The sequence below is a fragment of the Buchananella hordeovulneris genome (genome assembly GCF_001907235.1).
Classification (GTDB): Bacteria; Actinomycetota; Actinomycetes; order Actinomycetales; family Actinomycetaceae; genus Buchananella; species Buchananella hordeovulneris.
On the sequence record NZ_MQVS01000004.1, the window covers coordinates 163,023 to 180,267 of the forward strand.

Sequence of the window (17,245 nt, forward strand, 5' to 3'; positions counted from 1 at the left end):
CTCCTCTGCGTGGCCGGGGCACCGCTCCCCTTGCGGTACTCCCGCCAAGGCCTGCTCAATGTGTTGACCGCACCCGGCCCACGTCGGCTTCCCGCATTTCTTGCACGTCACCTTCCGGCACATGTTTTCCTCCTAAGCGAAGCTAAGGAAAAGCTTTTCTAGCTCTTCCACCGTCAAATCTGTGTCTTTTCCTTGCGCGCACTCGCGCATGGCGGTGGCGACCATGACGAAGCCGGCGCGGTGCAGGGCGGCCGTGACCGCGGCGAGTTGGGTGACGACTTGACGGCAATCGCCCTCGTTTTCCACCGCGGCGATGACCGCCTCCAGCTGGCCGCGGGCGCGCTTGAGGCGGTTGGCCAGTTGCCGCCGGTCGGCGGGCAGGCCGCTCACTGCAGCACCTGCCCCGCTTGCGCGCCGAGCCAGGCCCGCAGCGTCAACATGCCTCCAGACAGCGAGGCGCTGTCGAAGCCGTGCTGGGTGAGCACCCGGTGCGCGAGGGCTGAGCGCACCCCGGAGGCGCACATGACCCGCACCGGGCGCCCGTTCGCCGCCTGGGTTACCTCGTCCAGGCGCGCGCGCAACTCGGTGTGCGGGATTTGCAACGCCGCGGGCAACGCCCCGGTGGCGATCTCGTCGGGGCACCGCACGTCCAAAATGAGGCAGGTGGCCTGCACCTCGGCGAGATCGGCGGCATGCCAAAGCCGCAGGGTCCCATCGAGCACATTGGCACCGACCATGCCGATCAGGTTGACGGCATCCTTGGCCTGTCCATACGGCGGGGCGTAGCACAGGTCAAGATCGATCAGGTCGGCTACACCTCCGCCGTATCGCAGGGCGGTAGCCAGCACGTCGATCCGTTTTTCTACCCCGTCCCGGCCCACCGCTTGGGCGCCCAGCAGCTGCCCGTCCGGGGCGATGTGCACCACGAGGTGCAGCTGGGTGGCGCCCGGGAAGTAGCCCGCGTGCTGGTTGGGATGCAGATGCAGGGTGGTGAACTCCCGGCCGACGCGCTGCAGGGCGGCCCGGTTGGCGCCCGTGGTGGCGGCGGTGAGTTGCCCCACCCGCACGACGGCGGTGCCGAGCGGGGCGGGCAGCGCCCGGGCGGTTTCCGGGCGCAGAATGTGGTCGGCCACTTGCCGTCCCGCGCGGTTGGCGGGGCCCGCCAGTGGGGTGGGACGCACGAGGCCGGTGCTGGGGTCACTTACGGCGGTGGCATCGCCCACTGCCCAGACGGCGGGAAGATTGGTACGCCCGTGCTCGTCGACGACGATGGCGCCGTCGGCCAAGGCCAGCCCACTGTCAGCGAAGGCCGCGGTGTCTGGCCGCACCCCCACGGCGAGGACGACGAGGTCGGCGCGCAGCGCGCTGCCGTCGTCGAGGTGCACGACGTCTTCGTTCGGCTGCTGGTCGATGGCCGTGGCCGTGCGGCCCACGTGCGCGGTGATGCCCAGGCGAGCAATCTCCTCGGCGACGAGATGGGCCAGTTCGCGCTCCAGGGGCGGCAGCACGTGGGCCGCGGCTTCCACCAGGTGCACCTCCAGACCGCGCAGCGCCAATGCCTCGGCGGCTTCCACCCCGATGAAGCCTGCCCCGAGGACGACGGCCCGCCGTGCCCCCGCCTCGACCTGCTCCCGCAGGTGCTGGGCGTCGTCGATCGTGCGCAGGGTGCGCAGGCGCGGCGAGTCGAGGCCGTCGATAGCGGGGGTGACGGCGCGGGCGCCAGGGGCGAGGACCAGGGCGTCGTACTCCAGCTCGCTGACCCCAGCGGCACTGGCCACCTGCACGCGGCGGCGGTGCGGGTCCAGGTGGGTGACGGCGTGGCCTGGACGCACGTCCAGGTTGAGGGCGGCCCGCAGGCGCGCCGGGGTCTGGACGAGGAGGTCGTCGGCTTGTGCGATCTCCCCGCCCACGTAGTAGGGCAGGCCGCAGTTGGCGAAGGACACGTACTGTCCGCGTTCCAGCACGATGATTTCGGCGTCTTCGGACAGCCGTCGGGCGCGGGCCGCGCAGCTCATGCCGCCGGCCACGCCCCCCACGATTACGATGCGCACGTTTACCCCCTGGGTGTAGAAGTCACCCCAGTATACCCCCGGGGGTATCCGGGAGGGGTTAACCGGGCAGCAACTTCCCGCGCAAACGCCCGAGCAGCCACAGTGCTACCCCGATCCCGAAGGCGATGCCCGCCACGATGCCCACCCAGTTCCACCAGTCCGCCGCTGCCGGGTCTAAGAACGCATACATGGGCTGGCCATCCGCGCGCGCGTCCCAGGCATAGATCCAGAAGTAGGGTGTCAGCACCACCGCCCACGACAACGGGACCCACAGCGGCAAGCGCGTCTGGTTGCGCCCGATCACCAACCAGTCGACCGTCATCGCGATCGGCAACACCAGGTGCGATATCTTGCCCTGCAGGTCGGGGTAGCCCCCGTCCAGCAGCGTGGCGAACATGACGCCGGTAAACACCGCCATGAGCGTGGCCAGGCCACGAAACCACCCCAGCGAACCCTCGAAGCGGCCCCCCTGCCCCTCCACCATGACCGGCCGAATGACCGCCCCGGCGTTAACCAAAAAAACCACCAGCGTCGTCAAGGTGGTGAAATACAACAACGTGTCAAAAGCCTTGGCCAGGCTCGGGCCCCGCAACATGAGCACCAACGCCCACATCGCTAAGACCGCTAACCCCAACCGCCACAACCAAGCCACCAAGGCCCCGAGTTGCGCAGCCTTGGTCCCACCAGCACTCACACCGTCCCCTTCCGCGTGTCCGGACTCTGCCCTATTTCTGGGTCTTCCTCTATCTGCCACACCACCACGGGACGCGACGACGGGCGGGGCGAGCCGGTCAGCGGCTCGACCGTAATCCAGATCTCGGTTCCCGGCGTGGGCATGGCATCAATGAACGAAAACCCACCGTTCGACACGGGAGCGTACCGGCCTCCGGCGGTGAACTGCCCCTCTTTTTTGACCCAAATTTGGTAACAACTTTCCTTGGGTACATCCATGTGGCTCGGCATAGTCACCGCTGCCATCTCCATCCGCGGCGACCAGGTAAGCGTGGCCAGGTGCCCATCCGGCAACCGGTCGTTGATCCGCCGCACGTCCTGCGCCTGATTCAACGAGGCAAAGTCGCTGACTTGCCCCATCGGGCCCTGCACCGACCAGCGCCCCAGGCCCACCCCGGCTAGGACCAACAAGCAGGCCGCCGCGATGTAGACAATGCCGCGCCCCCACGCCGGGCGCGTCCCCTGCCGCCCACCGGGGGCCACCGGCCTGCCCGGCGCAGGCAGCACTGTCGCCACCGTCTCGGCGGGGGCGTGCTCAATGGCCGCCAGCAACTGCGCCCGCAGTTCCGGCGGGGGCGCAACCGGCGTCAGTCCTGCCCCCAGCCGCGCAGCAGTCTCCTCGTCGGCAGGCCACCACGGCTCGTCCGCGTCAAACTCTGTCATTGGGTCACCCCCAATTCCTTTCGCAGCTTGCCCAAACCGTCGCGCAAGCGGGTTTTCACCGTCCCGATTGGCACTCCCAGGCGAACGGCGATCTCCCGCCCGGTCAGGCCCGAAAAATAAGCCAACAGCAGGGTCGTGCGGTGCGGTTCACCCACCACGTCCAGGGCCGCCCGTACCTCCCCCACCGCCAGGTGCGTGTGCGCCACGAACTCTGTCTCGTCAAACGCGACTGGGGCCACCTGCCCGGCAAAGGCCGTCTCCCGCCCGCGGCTTGCCTCCACGGCCCGCACCCGATCGATCGCCCGGCGGCGCGCCACCGTCACCAGCCAGGCCCGCGCCGAGCCCTTGGCCACCGAGAACTGGGACGCCTGCCGCCACACTTCCAAGAACACCTCCTGGAGGACCTCCTCGCTATGTTCCCGGTCGCGCACCACCCGCAGGATGAGGGCAAAGAGCCGTGGGGCCCAGGCGTCGTACAGTTCGCCGAAGGCCCCACGGTCGCCGCGCGCCACCGCTGCAAGCAGGTGGGCACTGCTGGTCTCGTCCATATGTCCCATGGTAGGCGCGCCCGGGCGAGGGCTGGCCTCCTAGTTGGCGCCCCCCAGCTCGTCCCCACACTTGCCGGTGCCCGCACAGCTCTCCCCCATGCCCCCACCGCCAGAGAAGATGTTGGGCACGGCGCCGAAAGTGAAGGAATAGAGCACGGCTCCGCGCGGTACCTCCAGTTCCACTACCCCCTCGGTCTTGTCGCTGCCGCCAACCAGCACTACCCCGTTGGGCACCGCTGGGACCGGCAGTTCCTGCGGCGGGTTGCCGTCAACCGAGTAGCGCAGCGTGCCAGAGCCGGACACCACCAGGTTCACATCCCGCCCCCGATACGCCAATCGCAGTTTGGCCGTATCCGCGGCCGGGGTGATCTCCTGTGCATCGACCTGCCAGGTTCCCCCCAACGCGAAGGTGTCCTGCTCGTTGGCGGCGGGCAAGGTGTACTCGTTGACCCCCGGGCGCACCGGATCACCCGAGACGTGCCGGGCTCGCTGGTAGCCGAGGTACATCTCCGGCGAACGCTGCTCCGTGTAGCCCGCCGAGTCCGTGGTGAAGACCGCGTTGGGCAGCTGCACGTCCGGGTTGGCCGCCAGCAGCAGCTGCCGCACCAGCTTCTCGGTGGTGGCCGCCCCGCCCTCCCCAAACTTGACTTGCCGCAGCTGACCCTGTGCGTCGGCCAGGTAGTGCGCAGGCCAGTAGCGGTTTTCGAAGTTGCGCCACGTCACCAGATCGGAGTCCACTGCCACCGGGTAGGTAATACCCAGTTGGGCGGCCCCGGAGCGCACATTGTCGACATCCTTTTCGAAGGCGTACTCGGGAGCGTGCACGCCCACGACCACCAGACCGGCGTCCTTGTAGGTTTGGTGCAGCTTCTCCAGCGCCGGGGCCGTGCGCTGGCAGTTGATGCACGAGTAGGCCCAGAAGTCGATGAGCGTCACCTTGTTTTTGAGGTCGGCCGGCTGATCACCGGGGGTATTGAACCAGGCGTGGATGCCCTCAATCTGCGGCAGCGGACCGCAGTTGGCCAGTTCGCTAGCGCCGTCCACGCAACCACCGCGTCCTTGCTCGCCGTGCAGCGCTTGATCGAGCTGCCGCTGCACCCCGGCGGTGTGATCCGGCAGCAGGCGCTGCAGCTTGGCGGGCACATCGAACACCAGGCCAACGGCCAGGGCCACCATCGTGACGCCTGCCGCCATGCGGATGGCGCGCTGCCGGTCCCGGAACTGATTGAGACGCTCCACTACCTTGCGGCCCGCGAGCGCGAAGATCAACAGCGGGATGGCGTTACCCAGCGCGAAGGACACGGCGAGCACCACCGTCTCCCACCCGAACTCACCGGTGTGGCTGGCCACAGACACGGCGGCCAACACCGGTCCGGCGCACGGCACATAGACCGCCCCGAGCACTACCCCGAGCCAGAAACCATTGCCGGGCCGCCTACCGGTCGTCCGGGCGAAACGACTAAAGGGGCGCTCCAACAGCTCCATCAGGCGCGGCCACACCATGGCCACCCCGATGAGGAACAGCAACGTGATCCCAGCCCAGCGAATGATGCCCGGCGGCAGTCCCAGCAGGGTCAAGACGGCGTTGCCGAGCAGGGTGAAGGCGGTAAAACTGGTGACCAGGCCCGCCACGAAAAGGAACGGCCGGGCGCGGGAGACCGTCGGCGCGGGCCCACCCGCCGTGGCCCCGGCCCCGAGTTGCACCCCCGGGGCGACCTTTATTCCGCTTACTGCCCGCCCGCTCGGGGCCCCACCGGCTAAGAAAATAACTGGTAACACGGGCAAGATACACGGCGAGATGCCAGTAATGAGCCCACCTAGCAGACCAACAATGATCTGAGTTGTCATCGCGTTTCCTTTCTTTCGCCCCTAAGTTCGTTGTGGCCCCCACTCAGGGATTGGTGAAACACGTCACATGCCATCCGGTCGGTGCGAAGGCGGCTGGCCCGCCGTTTGCGGTGGCACTCGGTGCGCGCGCAGCCCCTAGCGCCCGGTGGGTACCACGAGGGAAACCCGCGTGCCCGTGCCCTCCAGCGAGGCCAGGGTCGCACGTCCCCCGTGCCGCCGCAAAATTGCCGCCACCAACGCCAGGCCCACCCCAGAGCCCGGCAACGCGCGCGCGTTCGAGGCCCGCCCCAGTTCAGACCACACGAGATCCAGCTCGGACGGCGGAATGCCGATACCTTGGTCCGCCACATCCAGGACGACGGCGCCCGGCACTTCGTGCGCCCGCACCTCCACCGCTGCACCCGCCGGGGAATACTTCACGGCATTGGCTACGACGTTGTGCATCGCCAGCAGCAACAGGTCCACATCCCCCAGCACCTCCGGAATCGGCCACGGCGTGGTGGGGAAAACCAGGCTGATGTCCGGGCGGGGCCGCCCCGCGGCCTGCGCCTCGTCGCGCACCGCCTCCGCGGCATCGCTCGCCACCTCTTCCAGATTCACGGGCGCCCGCTCGATCTCGACACTATCGAGATCTGCCAGGGTGCGCAGATCGCGCAACAGGCGCCCGAGTCGCTCACCCTGTGCGCGCACCACCGCCACGGCTGGGTCGTCGGGGGCCAGCGAGTCGATGGCGGCCCGAATGGCCGTCAAGGGGTTTTTCACCTCGTGGTCCAGCCGCCGCAAGAACGATCGATGCTCGTCCCGGGCGCGCGCCTCCGCCGCCTCGACCGCCTGCCCGATGGCCCGTCGCCTGCGCAGCGCCCCCCACTTGACCGCCACCGCCGTCAAGGTGCCCACCACGGTCACCCACAGTGCCAACAAGGCCGGATGGATCGTGAACACCAGGGTGGCGTCCGCCAGCGTCACCGCCAGCACCGCGGTAAGGGCCCCGCCCAACAACCCGATCAGCAGCGCCGCCCGCCCAGCGCCACTCTTCACGCCGCTACCACCTCGCCGCGAAAACGGTAACCCATCGACTGCACGGTCTCGATGTAGCGCGGCTCCCCCGCATCATCGCCCAAGGCCCGCCGCAACTCGCGGATGCGGTGGTCTACGGCCCGGGAGGGCGTGGCCACCGCGAAACCCCACACGGTGGACAACAGCCGTTCGCGTGAATGCACCTCCCCCGGGTGGGCCATGAGGTGATCCAGCAGCAGCGAAGCCTTCGGCGTGAGCTGCACCTCCCGCCCGGCCAAGGTAACGCGACGCGCCAACCGATCCAATACCAGGAGTCCGGAGACCAGGCGGGGGGCGGCCGAAAGGGGCGGCACCCCGCCCATGCTGCGCCGCAGCACCGCCCGGATGCGCGAGATCAGCTCCTGGGGGTCGAAAGGCTTATTGAGGTAGTCGTCGGCCCCTTCGTCCAAAGCCGCGGACCGCTCGAATGACTCACCCACCTGGGTCAGCAACACCACCGGGGTCCATCTGCCCCGGGAGCGTATGCGGCGCACCAGCTCCCGCCCGTCCAGCCGCGGCATGAGAACATCGGTGACGACGACGTCGGGCATCACCTGTTCCCACATGTCCAGGGCCGCTTGCCCGTCACCGGCAACGCTGACCACGAAACCTGCCCGCTGCAAGATGGGCTGTAGCGCAGCGGTGATAGCGGTGTCGTCATCGACGAGCAGTAAGCGCTTGACCGCCACTTGCCCAGTCATCTAGTTCACTCCTGTCTCGTTGAACCGCCCGTTGATGGTCACGGCGGGCTCCGCCCCGCCCAGCCAGTAGACGCGGTTGAAGTCCCCGAGGATGCTCGCCTCCTGCAGCGAGCGGGTCCAAATCGTGTTGTAATTGCCCACTATTTCCGCCGCCCCCAGGTCATCGACCACAATTTCCTGGAACTGCCCCTGCACGGTCAGGCGGGAAAGGTTGCCACTGATGATTGTGGTTTTGTGAGAATCGCCGAGCACCAATTCTCCGCCTGCACCCTGCACTTGCAGGTCGGCAGCCTCCTGGAGCCAGTCCCGACGCGCTTGGCCGCCCAAGGGTTCTTCCTCGTGCAAGCCGAGCTCGTCTTCAATGCTGCCCCCTGCGGTTATCTCCACCCCCTGCGTGGCGGGAGGGGTGGCAGGCATCGCATCAGGCGCCGCTGCCCCCGGGGCGGGGCTGGCACTGCCCGGGGGCAGCGACGGGACGGCCTGACGCGACCGGGACTGACCGAGCAGGTCGCGGGTGCGAGCCTGCAGGTCCTGCAGGCGGGCCGCCCGCCCCGCGCCTGCCTGACCGGTGGCACTCGCGGTGGGCGCACCCTGATCTGCTTCCCGTTCAAGGGAAACCTGGCAGGCCGCCAGCAGGCACGCGGCAGTGGCCAGGGCGACAGCACGCAGGGGCATACGCATGGGATAAAACCTACTTTCGGGCACGGGGGAGCCGCAGACCGGCTCCAGGCCGGGCCAGGTGGAACTTACGGGGCCGGGATAATGATCTCAGCGCGACGGTTGAGCTGACGACCAGCCGGATTATCACTGCCATCAGGCTGCGTGTTCGGGGCCACCGGCTTGGATTCGCCGAAACCTGTGGCCTCGATCTGGGAGGTCAGTCCGCTGTCCCGCAGTACCTTGGCCACCGCGTTGGCTCGCCGCTCCGACAAGGACTGGTTGAAGTCTTCCTCCGAGATCGAGTCGGTGTGCCCATGTACCAGCAGTTTGGGCACATTGACCTGTCCCACGGCGTCGCCCAACTGCCGCAGGGAGGACACGCCTTCGGGGCGCACGACGTCGGAGCCGAAGTCGAACAGCACCTCGTCCTGGAAAGTGATCGCCAGCCCGCATACGTCGATGGGTTCCAAGGCCGCCAATTCGGGGAACTTACCTACCGGCGCCAATTTGGGCAGGGGCTTGACCTTAATGGACACCCCATTGACCTCACCGGTGCCGTCCCCGTTGTTCTTAATGATTATTCCGTTCCCGATGTATTCCCCCGAGCCATCCCCGTTGTTTTTGATGACGGCCGCAGCGCTGATCTGCTCACCGGAGCCATCCCCGAGGTTTTTAATGGTGTCCGCGGAAGTCACCATTTCGCCGGAGCCGTCCCCCGGGATGGTGTAGACGGAACCGCCGCCGATGTACGAACCGGCGCCGTTTCCGAGAACCTTGATCACGATCCCATCGCCGATGTATTCGCCTGTGCCATCCCCGTTATTGACGATGACGCCGTTGCCGATCTTCTTCCCGGAACCGTCGTTATTGAGCTCGACAACTTGCCCGTCCCCGATGACGGAGGTTTTGCCGTCTTGCTCGGTTACCACAGTGTCGTCCCCGATGTGGTTGACGTCCCCCACGAGGCTGGCCGACCAGTTGGTGGCATGCGGCACCCCGCCGGTGCAGGTAGCGGACGACACCCGCACCCCGGGCAGCCCTTTGATGGAGTCAGAAATCGACCTGCCGAACTCGGGAGCCGAGCCCGTGAGCAGCGAAATGTCGGGCAGCACGATGGGGGCCACCGGCGGAAACTCGCCCGGGGCGTAGCCGGGCACCACCGGAACGTTGGGTTGGGCAGCGTCACTGGACGCGGACGGCGCGGCCGTCCGCGTCGGTGCCGCAGAGGATTCACTTTCGACGGTGGCCTGGGCGGTGGGCACCACCGGGGCCGCGGTGGGCAGGGCCTGCTCTTCCTCCTTGCAGGCAGCCAACGAGGCGCCTAACACGATGGTGGCAGTAACAGCGATGGCTCTTCTCATAGTTGCAGAGCCTAAGGGCGAGAAGTGGCAGCGAGGTGTCCGCAGTGTCGCAACCTGGCGACAAAGGGCTAAAACGGGGCCCGCGCCCCATCGGCAGGGCCTACTCGATCTCGTCTTCGTTATCGAGGAAACCGTCCTCGCCGAAAAGTACCTCCGTGATTTGGACGTGTACCTTTTCGATGCGGGGGAGATCGGGCAGCGTCAGGGGTTCGTCGGCCGCGGTCTCCAGCACCAGGGTGCCGCAGCCCAGCAGCCGATCCGTGAAGCTGCGCTCGTACTGCACATTGTTTATACGGCGGAGGGGCAGATCGTGGCCGGTACGGTTGACCACTCCGCGGCGGGTGATGATACGCCGATTGGTCACCGTGTAGGTGGTGGTGCGCCACTTTAGGAACGGCCAGGCCACGAAGATCCCCACCAGCAGCAGGTAGGCCCCGATCGCGACCAGCAGCGGGAGCTGCCCCCAGTCGGCGGGGGCGAAGACGAAGTAGCACACCAGGGCCGCGGTCAACACGAGGTGCAGCAGGAGCTGCGGAAAGAGCGCCTTGATGTGCGTCCGCAGGTGCAGGATGACGTATTCCTCGGCGCCGAGCCGCTTGTCGATACTCATGGCCCCATTGTGGCAGCCGACCCGATCAGTCGCAGGCGGTAAGCCGCAGCAACCGGGCCTCGCCTTCTTGATCGACAACCTCGGCCAGCCCCCGCTCCACCAGGCGGAGCAGGCCAGGGAACTGCCGAGATTTGCCGTAGTGGTCCCCGCCCCACAGGTAGTCCTGTCCAAAGTCCAGGACCCAGAATTGTCGTCGCGCGCGCACGATTTGGCAGACCTCTGGTTCGTACGCCACCGTCCGCAACCGGTCGACCACGTAGTAGGCGTCCCGATCGTTTAGCAGCGCCACGTGCGGGAAAGTGAACTTGCGGTCAGCAACGGCGGGGGCAAAGACCGATCCATTCCAGGGGTTGCCCAGGATCTCGTCTGTGGGCGGCACTTGCGGGGCCACCCGTTGCAGCAGGCGATACTCATCGGCCGAAAGCAGGCCGATGGTCTCGCTGGTGTCGTAGGCGTGTTCTCGCCAGATTGTCCAATACGACAGGCGCAGGGTCGGGTGCGCGTGGGCTAGCACGAGCATCGCTAGCGCCACGAGGGTCGGCCCCCAGCGAGCCACGCGGCGACGACGGGCGGCGGACACGGCCAAGGGCCCGGGCAGGCGCGCCGTCCACCCGGCGCGGTCGAGCAGCGCTTGCGCGGCCCGTCCGAGCGTCAGGGTGCCGAGCACCAGGAGTGGGAGCGCGGTTATGCCCGCCAGCGCCACCAGGCGCTCGGTATCGCCGTACCAGAGCCCCGTCCAGTAGGCGCGTCCCGGGTTGGCACCTGAGTAGGCCGTCACGTAGAGGAAGGCGGCCATGAGGTGGCAGATGGGCAGCCAGGCTGTCTGCCACCGCCGGAAGGCCACCACGAAACCCACCAATACCACGGCCCCCAGCAGGTAAGAGATGGTCATCGACGGGCCGATGTAGTAGCCGTGATTGAGGGTGGATACTCGCCACAGGGCGGTTGTTAGCGTTCCTTCGGCCCCCCACCAGCCCGTCCAGGTGCGCAGACCAACGATGCGAGGCACTAGCAAGGACAGCTCATTGAGGGCCACCGAGACGCCGAGCCCTACCGCTACCCCGCCCGCTGCCCACGCCACCCGCCAGCGGCGGTTGTCTCCCCCGCGGCGAGACAGATACCAACTGAACGCCACGGTAGCGAGGGGCGCGGCGAGCACCAGGAGAGAGATGCCGCTGCCCGGGTGGGCGATCATGAAGACGTACAGCACGACGACGCCCCACACCGCCAGCCGCCAGCGGCTGGCGGCTGGGCCGGGGAAGAACAGGCGGGCCAGCAGCGCCAGCCCGAACGGCAGCAGGGCATAGCCGAGCTCGTTGGCGTACAGCACCCCGAACCAGGTCAGGTGGTTGGGCATCTGCGGCAGTGCGCACGCCAACAGGCCCGCCACCCCGGCCGCGCGCCAGGACCGCAGGAGGGTGCCCAGCAGCACCGCCACCCCGAGTGGCCACAACACCCCGGTGACGAAGTACAGCATGGCGTTATTGGCCACCAGCAGGTCGGCCCCCGTCGTCTTGACCAGGAGCGAGACTGTCTGGTGCCACAGGGCCGGGTAGAAGCCTTCGTTGCTGGCGTAAGAGGCCAGGTTGGCGTGAAAGTAGTAGCCGTCATTTTCCACCAGCATCTGCCGGATGAGATTGAGGTGGAAGGGCGAATCGTAGGTTTGCGACACGGCCACCGGGGAGCCGAGCGCGCGGGCCAGGCGGGTCAGGTGGAGCACGCTGCCGAGGGTCGTAAGTGCCGCCGCCCAGCGCCAGGAACCCGTCCAGTCGTCGGCGGCCGATGGTCGGGGGGCCAGGCGGGCAGGCCACGCTAGCAGCGCCAGGACTGCCCCAGTGATGCCCACTGGCAGCACCGACCACCCGAGAGAGGTGCTGACTCCCAGTAGTGAGCCGGCAGCGATCGTGCTGAACGCGGCAAAGGGGGTGACGATTAGCGCATCGGTGGGGCGCAGACCGGTAAACCGCGTCAGTGCGTAGCCCGTCCCGAGGACGACCACACTGAGTGCCAGGAACAGTGCACCCAAACCCAGCCACGCAACCAGCAAGACCATTCCCTCTCCTGCAACCGGTCGGTTTGGCATCCAGTAGCGAACGCCGACACGCCGACGCGGTTGCTTCAGTGCCGCTCATCTTATCCAACGGCGCTTTGTGCCAACCCACCGTTTCACTTGCGGCTGGTGAGGGGTTTTTCACCCATCGTCACAAAAGCGGACGGGAGGACAGCACAGCCACCTCCCGTCCGCTTCCCGTCACTTTGCTACCGGGCGCGCCGCCGTCCGGCTACTCGCACCGCTAGCCCCGCCGCCACGAAGGTGGCGGCCAGCAGGGTCAGGGTCACCGCGTCCGCCCCCGTGCGGGGGAGCTGCTTACCGGTGCTGGCCGGGCCGCGGGGCGCCGCCGGGGCCGCCGGGGCCGCCGGGCTGCCAGTCGCCGGGGGCGGGGTTACCACGGGGGCCGGGCTGGGCGCCTGGCTGGGTCCGGGCGTGGGTACCTCGGTCGGCACCGGCGTGGGCTCGGGCGTGGGCACCTCGGTCGGCACCGGCGTGGGCTCGGGCGAGCCTCCCGGGGTGGGCACCGCACTCGGCGTGGGGCTGGGCGCGGCGGTCGGCAGGGGGCTGGCCGATGCCGTCGGCCCGGGCGTCACGGACGCCGTGGGACTGGGGTCCGGCGCAGGAGTCGGAGCGGCGGCCTGCGGGTCAACGGCGAAGCGCAAGGTGCGCGGGGGGGCCAGCTCCCGCTCGCCGCTCAGCGCGCGCACGGAAATCTCGTAGGTGCCGGGCTTGGTGAAGGCCCAGGCGGCGTGCAGATGGGTCGGGTCAACGGTGTGTATGCGCCCGACGCCGGGCTGGCTCGCCGCCGCCCGCGTCCCCGTCGGCTTGGCTACCGCCGAATCAAACAGCACGTTGGCTCGACGCCCAAAGTCCTGGTGGGTGTAGAGCACCACCCGCCCGTCGCTGGGGCCGCTGGCCAAACGCAGTTCGTAGTCGATGCCCGCGGGGAAGTTGGCGTAATCGATGCCCTCGGTGCTAAAGCCCGGCCAGATTAAATCAGTGTGTTGCGTCTCGGGCAGCAGATAGTTGCGAGTGCCCACCGGCCCCAGGAAGTCAAAGCTCGGGTCGGTGTCTGCGGGGCGAGCACGCAATGCTAGGCGCGGGACCGCTAAAGTCACCTGCTCCAGCTGCCGCAGGACAGAGGAGCTGGCGGCAGTGTAGGTGTCGTCCTTAAGGAGCACCTGCCAGGCGTCCCCCGTCTGGGCCAGGCGGACGTCCACGTGCCCGCGCGTCAGGCTCACCGGCTGGTCAAGGATGTCCGGCGCAGGCGTCGCCGTTGGGGTGGCGGTCGGCTGCGGCGTCGGGTTAGTGGTCGGCTGGGCAGAAGGGGTCGGGGAGACGGTCGGCGTGGCGGTCGGCTCGCTCGGGGCGGGTGCCGTGCGCAGTGCCAGCTTGAGCGGGTAGGAGGTGCCGCTGCCCACCGCGATGTCTTTCACCTCGTGCCGGAGCGGCTTGGCCGCCGAGCGCGGGTGGGGCTTGATGGTGATAACCATCGTGACACCCTTGGTGCAGCCCTCCAGATCCTCCACCACCTCGCTCACCCCACCGGCTCCGAGCACTCCCTCCACGTTGCACCACGGCGCCACGTCGGTGCTCCCGAGGAAGAAAGCAACCTTGTATGCGGCGCGCAGCGTCGGGTCGGCGGCCTGGATGCGGATCGTGTGCTCATCCTCGTCGTCCGGCACTGGGGTGATGCTGACGTTCACGCTCGGGTCGCTCACTGGCAGCTCGTCCACGTTCCACGCGGGGGCGGGCTCGGCCGGGGTTTCCTCAACGAGCTCGTCGGTGCCAGTGGTCACCTGCACCGGCTCTTCCGCCCGCTGGTAGCGCACAGGCGCGGAGGCCCAGCGCGCCACACCCGAGTCTGCGTCCGGAATGAATATGGCCTGGAACGTGGACGGGGCCTGGCCAATCATCTCGCTGCCCGCCGCGCGCCCGTTCTCCACCGGCATTTCCGTAAGGAAGAAACCGTCGATGGTGACGATTACCCGCCCCGTGTCCGCGGGGTTACCGGTGTCGAAAACGAACTCGGTGTGCTCCTCGTCTCCGGGATTTTGCAGCGTGGCTAGGCGGTGCAAGCCGAAGCTGGGGGCCGCCTGGCCCGCAGCGGTGCGTTCGGTGGGGCTGGCGGCAAAGGCGGCCCGGAAGTCCTTGATCTGCCCGGTACGCGGGTCAGTGCCCCCGACCTGCCACACGATCGGCGTCGGCGGCGAGGCATACAGGCGCTGGCCATCGGCATCCCGCGCAACCGCCCGGTACACCAACTCGTACCGCCCGGGTTTGGAGAACGTGGTATTCAGGTGCGTGTGCCGCGGGTCGAATACCGTGCGATGGGCCAAGTCGTGGCTAGACAGGAAGCGGGTGACGCCGTAGGCGGTGTGCGAGAACATCTCCACCTGGCCCGGCCCCCGCACGTCAACCAGATCAAGCACGTAGTTCCCGCCTTCGAACTCGTGGGCCGCCCCCACGATGGAGGCGTCGGCCCCGAATCCCGCCCAGATAGGGGCGTTTCCTCGCCCAGGGTCCTGGGGGGCGAGGTTGAGGACGGTGCCAGGCTCGCCGAGGAAACTCAGGGCGGGCACCCGGCTGGGCACCGTGTAGAGGTACTTGGCGACGGGACGTCCGCGATAGGTTCCCCAACCGCGCGAGAGCCACAGCACCACGTCATCGGCGCTCTTCTCGGCAGCCAGGATGGACAGTTCGCGCGTGCCCTCATTCCACGCCGGCACCGGGGCGTCAACGTGCTGGGAGGTTATGCGCTCACGGTCCTGATCAGGACCGGCCAGGGCCGGAGTGGCCAGCACAGATACCAAACCCAGGGCACCGGCCAGCGCGAGGCCGACGCGTCGGCGGCCCGCTCGGGATAGGGATGCAAGATTCATGCGGGTACAAAGCCTCTCGCACAGACAACTATTGATAACGATTATCAATCGTCGTCAGGTTGGGCCTCCCTGTCAAACCGAACCGTCAGCTCCCGCAGCTGCAATTTCCGCACCCACCCTTGGTGCTCGGCACGGATGCGCGGGCACACCCGCTGCGCTCCCCCTCCGCCTGGGCAAAACGCTCCAGCAGGTGGGCCACTAGCCCTTGGGCGCCGCCCGGCTCAACACTGTCGGCGGCGAGCAATTTGTCCACCCGCTGCTGCTCACTTGGGTCCTCAATCTGGAAGAGGACTGCCCGATAGTCCACGTGTGGGTGATAGGCGACGACGACCTCACCGTCCTGGGTCCCTTGCAACTCGATCGCCGGCCGCCAGCCGCAGGCGGCGATGGTGATAGCCACCCGTTGCAGGCGCGCCTCGTATTCCGGCGTGAACCGCTCCCCGGGCCCCGCCCAAGCGTTGGCCAAACCATCCTGCACCCGCGGAAATCGCAGTTCGCCCAAGTTAGCCCCCTCTGCCGTAACGCGAGCGCCCGAGTGCGTCCGCTCGGCGAAGCCTAACAATGCCGTTGGCCCGGCAGCCAGGCACCTAGGCCCGCACCCGCCGCCGCGCGCGCCACCCCAGGCAGGCCCCCGCCACGCAGATACCGAGCACCACCGCGGCTGTCAGCCACGGCCGCTCTCCCGCCGCCGCCCTCCAGGCGGCATACCAGGCCGCGAAACCGATGGTGGAGTAAATGGTGGCCCAGGCCAAGGCGCCCGGGATCTGCGCCAGGGTGAAGTGCAGCCACCGCACCCGCGTGACCCCGGCGGCAGCCAACACCAGGGTTTGCACCCCCACCGTCAGGTAGCACACGGGAACTGCCACCAATCCCCACTTATTGAGCAGGGCCCGTCCGCGCCCGACCCCGTCCGCGGCCAACCACTGATGAAGGCGCAAGCGCCAGCCGACCATTGGCCGGGTGCGGGCCAATGCCTGCTCTGTCACTACGCGCGCCAACCAGTAGGTGCCCTGCCCGCGGGCCGTGCCCAACAGGTACAGGAACACGAAAACCACCGCGAACGGGTGTTCCTTCAGCATCAGGCAGCGCCAAGTTGCCCGTCGGCCACGAAACCGGCGGCGGCCAGGTCGGCAAATACCGCCGCGTTGAGCGCGAAGGACCGCACCGCCTGGGCGATGATCTCGGCTCGCTCCTGCGGCGTGGGAGTCAGCGCGTCCAGCTTGGCGCGGTAGGCGTCCTTGTAGACCTTGAGCTTGTCGATGCCGGGGAACTGGTAGAAGGTCAGCGCCTCCGGGCTGATCCCGTAGTGCCGCTGAACCAGGCGGGCGATGATCTGACCTCCCGACAGATCGCCGAGATAGCGCACGTAGTGGTTGGCCAGTACCAGCTCTGGCGAGTGTTCCTGGGTCAGCACCCGCACGTACTCCTGGGTGGCGGGATGGACCGGCTGGGCGGCAATGTCGTCGCCCACCAGCTGGGCCAGGTCGTGACGCAGGGACGGCACCCGGTGCAGGCGCACATCGTGGATTGGCGCCACCAGGGGGTGATCGCGGTAGTGACTCTCCAGCACATCCTCTAGGGCCTGGTAGATAGGCAGTTGCTGCACCGCGAGCGCCACGAATGCGTCGCGATTGATCTTGCCCTCCATCAGGTCACTGATGAAGTTGGCACTCTCCGCCTCGGCGTGGGCCTCAGCCGTCGCGTTTTTCAGGGCAACGGACAGGGGCTCGGTCATCTTCCACCTCCATAGGAATTACGTAAGGCACACCTTACCCATCTTTCTGACACCCTGTCGCTATCCTGGCGGCGTTGCCTACCTCTCATCTCCGACACGCCACCCCGTTAGCGCCCCCGTTTTGCCCCATAGGCCCCCATTTGCGACCCCAACCCGCCCCCCTTTGCCACAAGGTTGCACTCTCGTCGCAAAGCGTCATATAAAGTGCCGAAGTCACAAGATGAGAGGGAGGCCACGATGCGCAAGTCACACCAGCAGCTCAGCGCCCCCAACGTCTGCTGCGCCGCGCCGCCAGTTTTATGCCCGCTTAGGGCCACCGGAGAAGGCGCGGCGGCACTATGACCA

Annotated in this window: 16 protein-coding genes; all 16 read right to left on the minus strand. The window is 67.7% G+C overall.

Annotated features, from left to right (window positions below; all coding sequences use genetic code 11):
* Positions 1-132: 132 nt before the first annotated feature.
* A complete protein-coding gene (locus BSZ40_RS05435) occupies positions 133-390 on the minus strand; it encodes a metal-sensitive transcriptional regulator (protein ID WP_073824078.1) in 258 nt (85 codons plus the stop codon).
* A complete protein-coding gene (locus BSZ40_RS05440) occupies positions 387-2,051 on the minus strand; it encodes an FAD-dependent oxidoreductase (protein ID WP_073824079.1) in 1,665 nt (554 codons plus the stop codon). The genes BSZ40_RS05435 and BSZ40_RS05440 overlap by 4 nt, the downstream gene beginning before the upstream one ends.
* A gap of 58 nt (positions 2,052-2,109) precedes the next feature.
* Positions 2,110-2,745, minus strand: coding sequence for a hypothetical protein (locus BSZ40_RS05445; protein WP_073824081.1), 636 nt, complete (start codon positions 2,743-2,745; stop codon positions 2,110-2,112).
* Positions 2,742-3,446: an anti-sigma factor gene (locus BSZ40_RS05450; RefSeq protein ID WP_073824082.1), complete on the minus strand. Its 705-nt coding sequence runs from the start codon at positions 3,444-3,446 to the stop codon at positions 2,742-2,744. The genes BSZ40_RS05445 and BSZ40_RS05450 overlap by 4 nt, the downstream gene beginning before the upstream one ends.
* The gene (locus tag BSZ40_RS05455) at positions 3,443-3,994 is read right to left on the minus strand and encodes a sigma-70 family RNA polymerase sigma factor (RefSeq protein WP_124852489.1); all 552 of its coding nucleotides are present in this window, start codon (positions 3,992-3,994) and stop codon (positions 3,443-3,445) included. Before BSZ40_RS05455 ends, BSZ40_RS05450 begins: the two co-directional genes overlap by 4 nt.
* A gap of 39 nt (positions 3,995-4,033) precedes the next feature.
* Complete coding sequence (locus BSZ40_RS05460) at positions 4,034-5,842, minus strand: cytochrome c biogenesis protein CcdA (protein ID WP_073824086.1); 1,809 nt, start codon at positions 5,840-5,842, stop codon at positions 4,034-4,036.
* Positions 5,843-5,977: 135 nt separating this feature from the next.
* Positions 5,978-6,880 (minus strand): sensor histidine kinase, encoded by a 903-nt coding sequence (locus BSZ40_RS05465; protein ID WP_084542660.1) that lies wholly within the window; start codon positions 6,878-6,880, stop codon positions 5,978-5,980.
* Positions 6,877-7,599 (minus strand): response regulator transcription factor, encoded by a 723-nt coding sequence (locus tag BSZ40_RS05470; RefSeq protein ID WP_073824088.1) that lies wholly within the window; start codon positions 7,597-7,599, stop codon positions 6,877-6,879. The genes BSZ40_RS05465 and BSZ40_RS05470 overlap by 4 nt, the downstream gene beginning before the upstream one ends.
* A complete protein-coding gene (locus BSZ40_RS05475; RefSeq protein ID WP_073824090.1) occupies positions 7,600-8,280 on the minus strand; it encodes a hypothetical protein in 681 nt (226 codons plus the stop codon).
* Between the two features lie 65 nt (positions 8,281-8,345).
* Positions 8,346-9,620 (minus strand): OmpA family protein, encoded by a 1,275-nt coding sequence (locus BSZ40_RS05480; protein ID WP_073824092.1) that lies wholly within the window; start codon positions 9,618-9,620, stop codon positions 8,346-8,348.
* Between the two features lie 100 nt (positions 9,621-9,720).
* Positions 9,721-10,230, minus strand: a complete 510-nt coding sequence (locus tag BSZ40_RS05485; RefSeq protein ID WP_073824094.1) for a PH domain-containing protein — start codon at positions 10,228-10,230, stop codon at positions 9,721-9,723.
* A 25-nt stretch (positions 10,231-10,255) separates the two neighbouring features.
* Complete coding sequence (locus BSZ40_RS05490; RefSeq protein WP_073824096.1) at positions 10,256-12,283, minus strand: DUF6541 family protein; 2,028 nt, start codon at positions 12,281-12,283, stop codon at positions 10,256-10,258.
* 206 nt (positions 12,284-12,489) lie between these two features.
* Positions 12,490-15,165 (minus strand): choice-of-anchor M domain-containing protein, encoded by a 2,676-nt coding sequence (locus BSZ40_RS05495; protein ID WP_073824097.1) that lies wholly within the window; start codon positions 15,163-15,165, stop codon positions 12,490-12,492.
* Between the two features lie 85 nt (positions 15,166-15,250).
* Positions 15,251-15,667, minus strand: coding sequence for a hypothetical protein (locus BSZ40_RS05500; RefSeq protein ID WP_073824099.1), 417 nt, complete (start codon positions 15,665-15,667; stop codon positions 15,251-15,253).
* A gap of 85 nt (positions 15,668-15,752) precedes the next feature.
* Positions 15,753-16,244 (minus strand): DedA family protein, encoded by a 492-nt coding sequence (locus BSZ40_RS05505; RefSeq protein ID WP_073824100.1) that lies wholly within the window; start codon positions 16,242-16,244, stop codon positions 15,753-15,755.
* Complete coding sequence (locus BSZ40_RS05510; RefSeq protein ID WP_073824102.1) at positions 16,244-16,900, minus strand: biliverdin-producing heme oxygenase; 657 nt, start codon at positions 16,898-16,900, stop codon at positions 16,244-16,246. Before BSZ40_RS05510 ends, BSZ40_RS05505 begins: the two co-directional genes overlap by 1 nt.
* Between the last annotated feature and the right edge of the window lie 345 nt (positions 16,901-17,245).

Excerpts from the sequence above, each read along its gene's own strand:
- BSZ40_RS05450 (WP_073824082.1), bottom strand. The coding sequence starts at position 3,446 with ATGACAGAGTTTGACGCGGACGAGCCGTGGTGGCCTGCCGACGAGGAG.
- BSZ40_RS05455 (WP_124852489.1), bottom strand. The coding sequence starts at position 3,994 with ATGGACGAGACCAGCAGTGCCCACCTGCTTGCAGCGGTGGCGCGCGGC.
- BSZ40_RS05460 (WP_073824086.1), bottom strand. The coding sequence starts at position 5,842 with ATGACAACTCAGATCATTGTTGGTCTGCTAGGTGGGCTCATTACTGGC.
- BSZ40_RS05470 (WP_073824088.1), bottom strand. The coding sequence starts at position 7,599 with ATGACTGGGCAAGTGGCGGTCAAGCGCTTACTGCTCGTCGATGACGAC.
- BSZ40_RS05475 (WP_073824090.1), bottom strand. The coding sequence starts at position 8,280 with ATGCGTATGCCCCTGCGTGCTGTCGCCCTGGCCACTGCCGCGTGCCTG.
- BSZ40_RS05480 (WP_073824092.1), bottom strand. The coding sequence starts at position 9,620 with ATGAGAAGAGCCATCGCTGTTACTGCCACCATCGTGTTAGGCGCCTCG.
- BSZ40_RS05485 (WP_073824094.1), bottom strand. The coding sequence starts at position 10,230 with ATGAGTATCGACAAGCGGCTCGGCGCCGAGGAATACGTCATCCTGCAC.
- BSZ40_RS05490 (WP_073824096.1), bottom strand. The coding sequence starts at position 12,283 with ATGGTCTTGCTGGTTGCGTGGCTGGGTTTGGGTGCACTGTTCCTGGCA.
- BSZ40_RS05495 (WP_073824097.1), bottom strand. The coding sequence starts at position 15,165 with ATGAATCTTGCATCCCTATCCCGAGCGGGCCGCCGACGCGTCGGCCTC.
- BSZ40_RS05505 (WP_073824100.1), bottom strand. The coding sequence starts at position 16,244 with ATGCTGAAGGAACACCCGTTCGCGGTGGTTTTCGTGTTCCTGTACCTG.
- BSZ40_RS05510 (WP_073824102.1), bottom strand. The coding sequence starts at position 16,900 with ATGACCGAGCCCCTGTCCGTTGCCCTGAAAAACGCGACGGCTGAGGCC.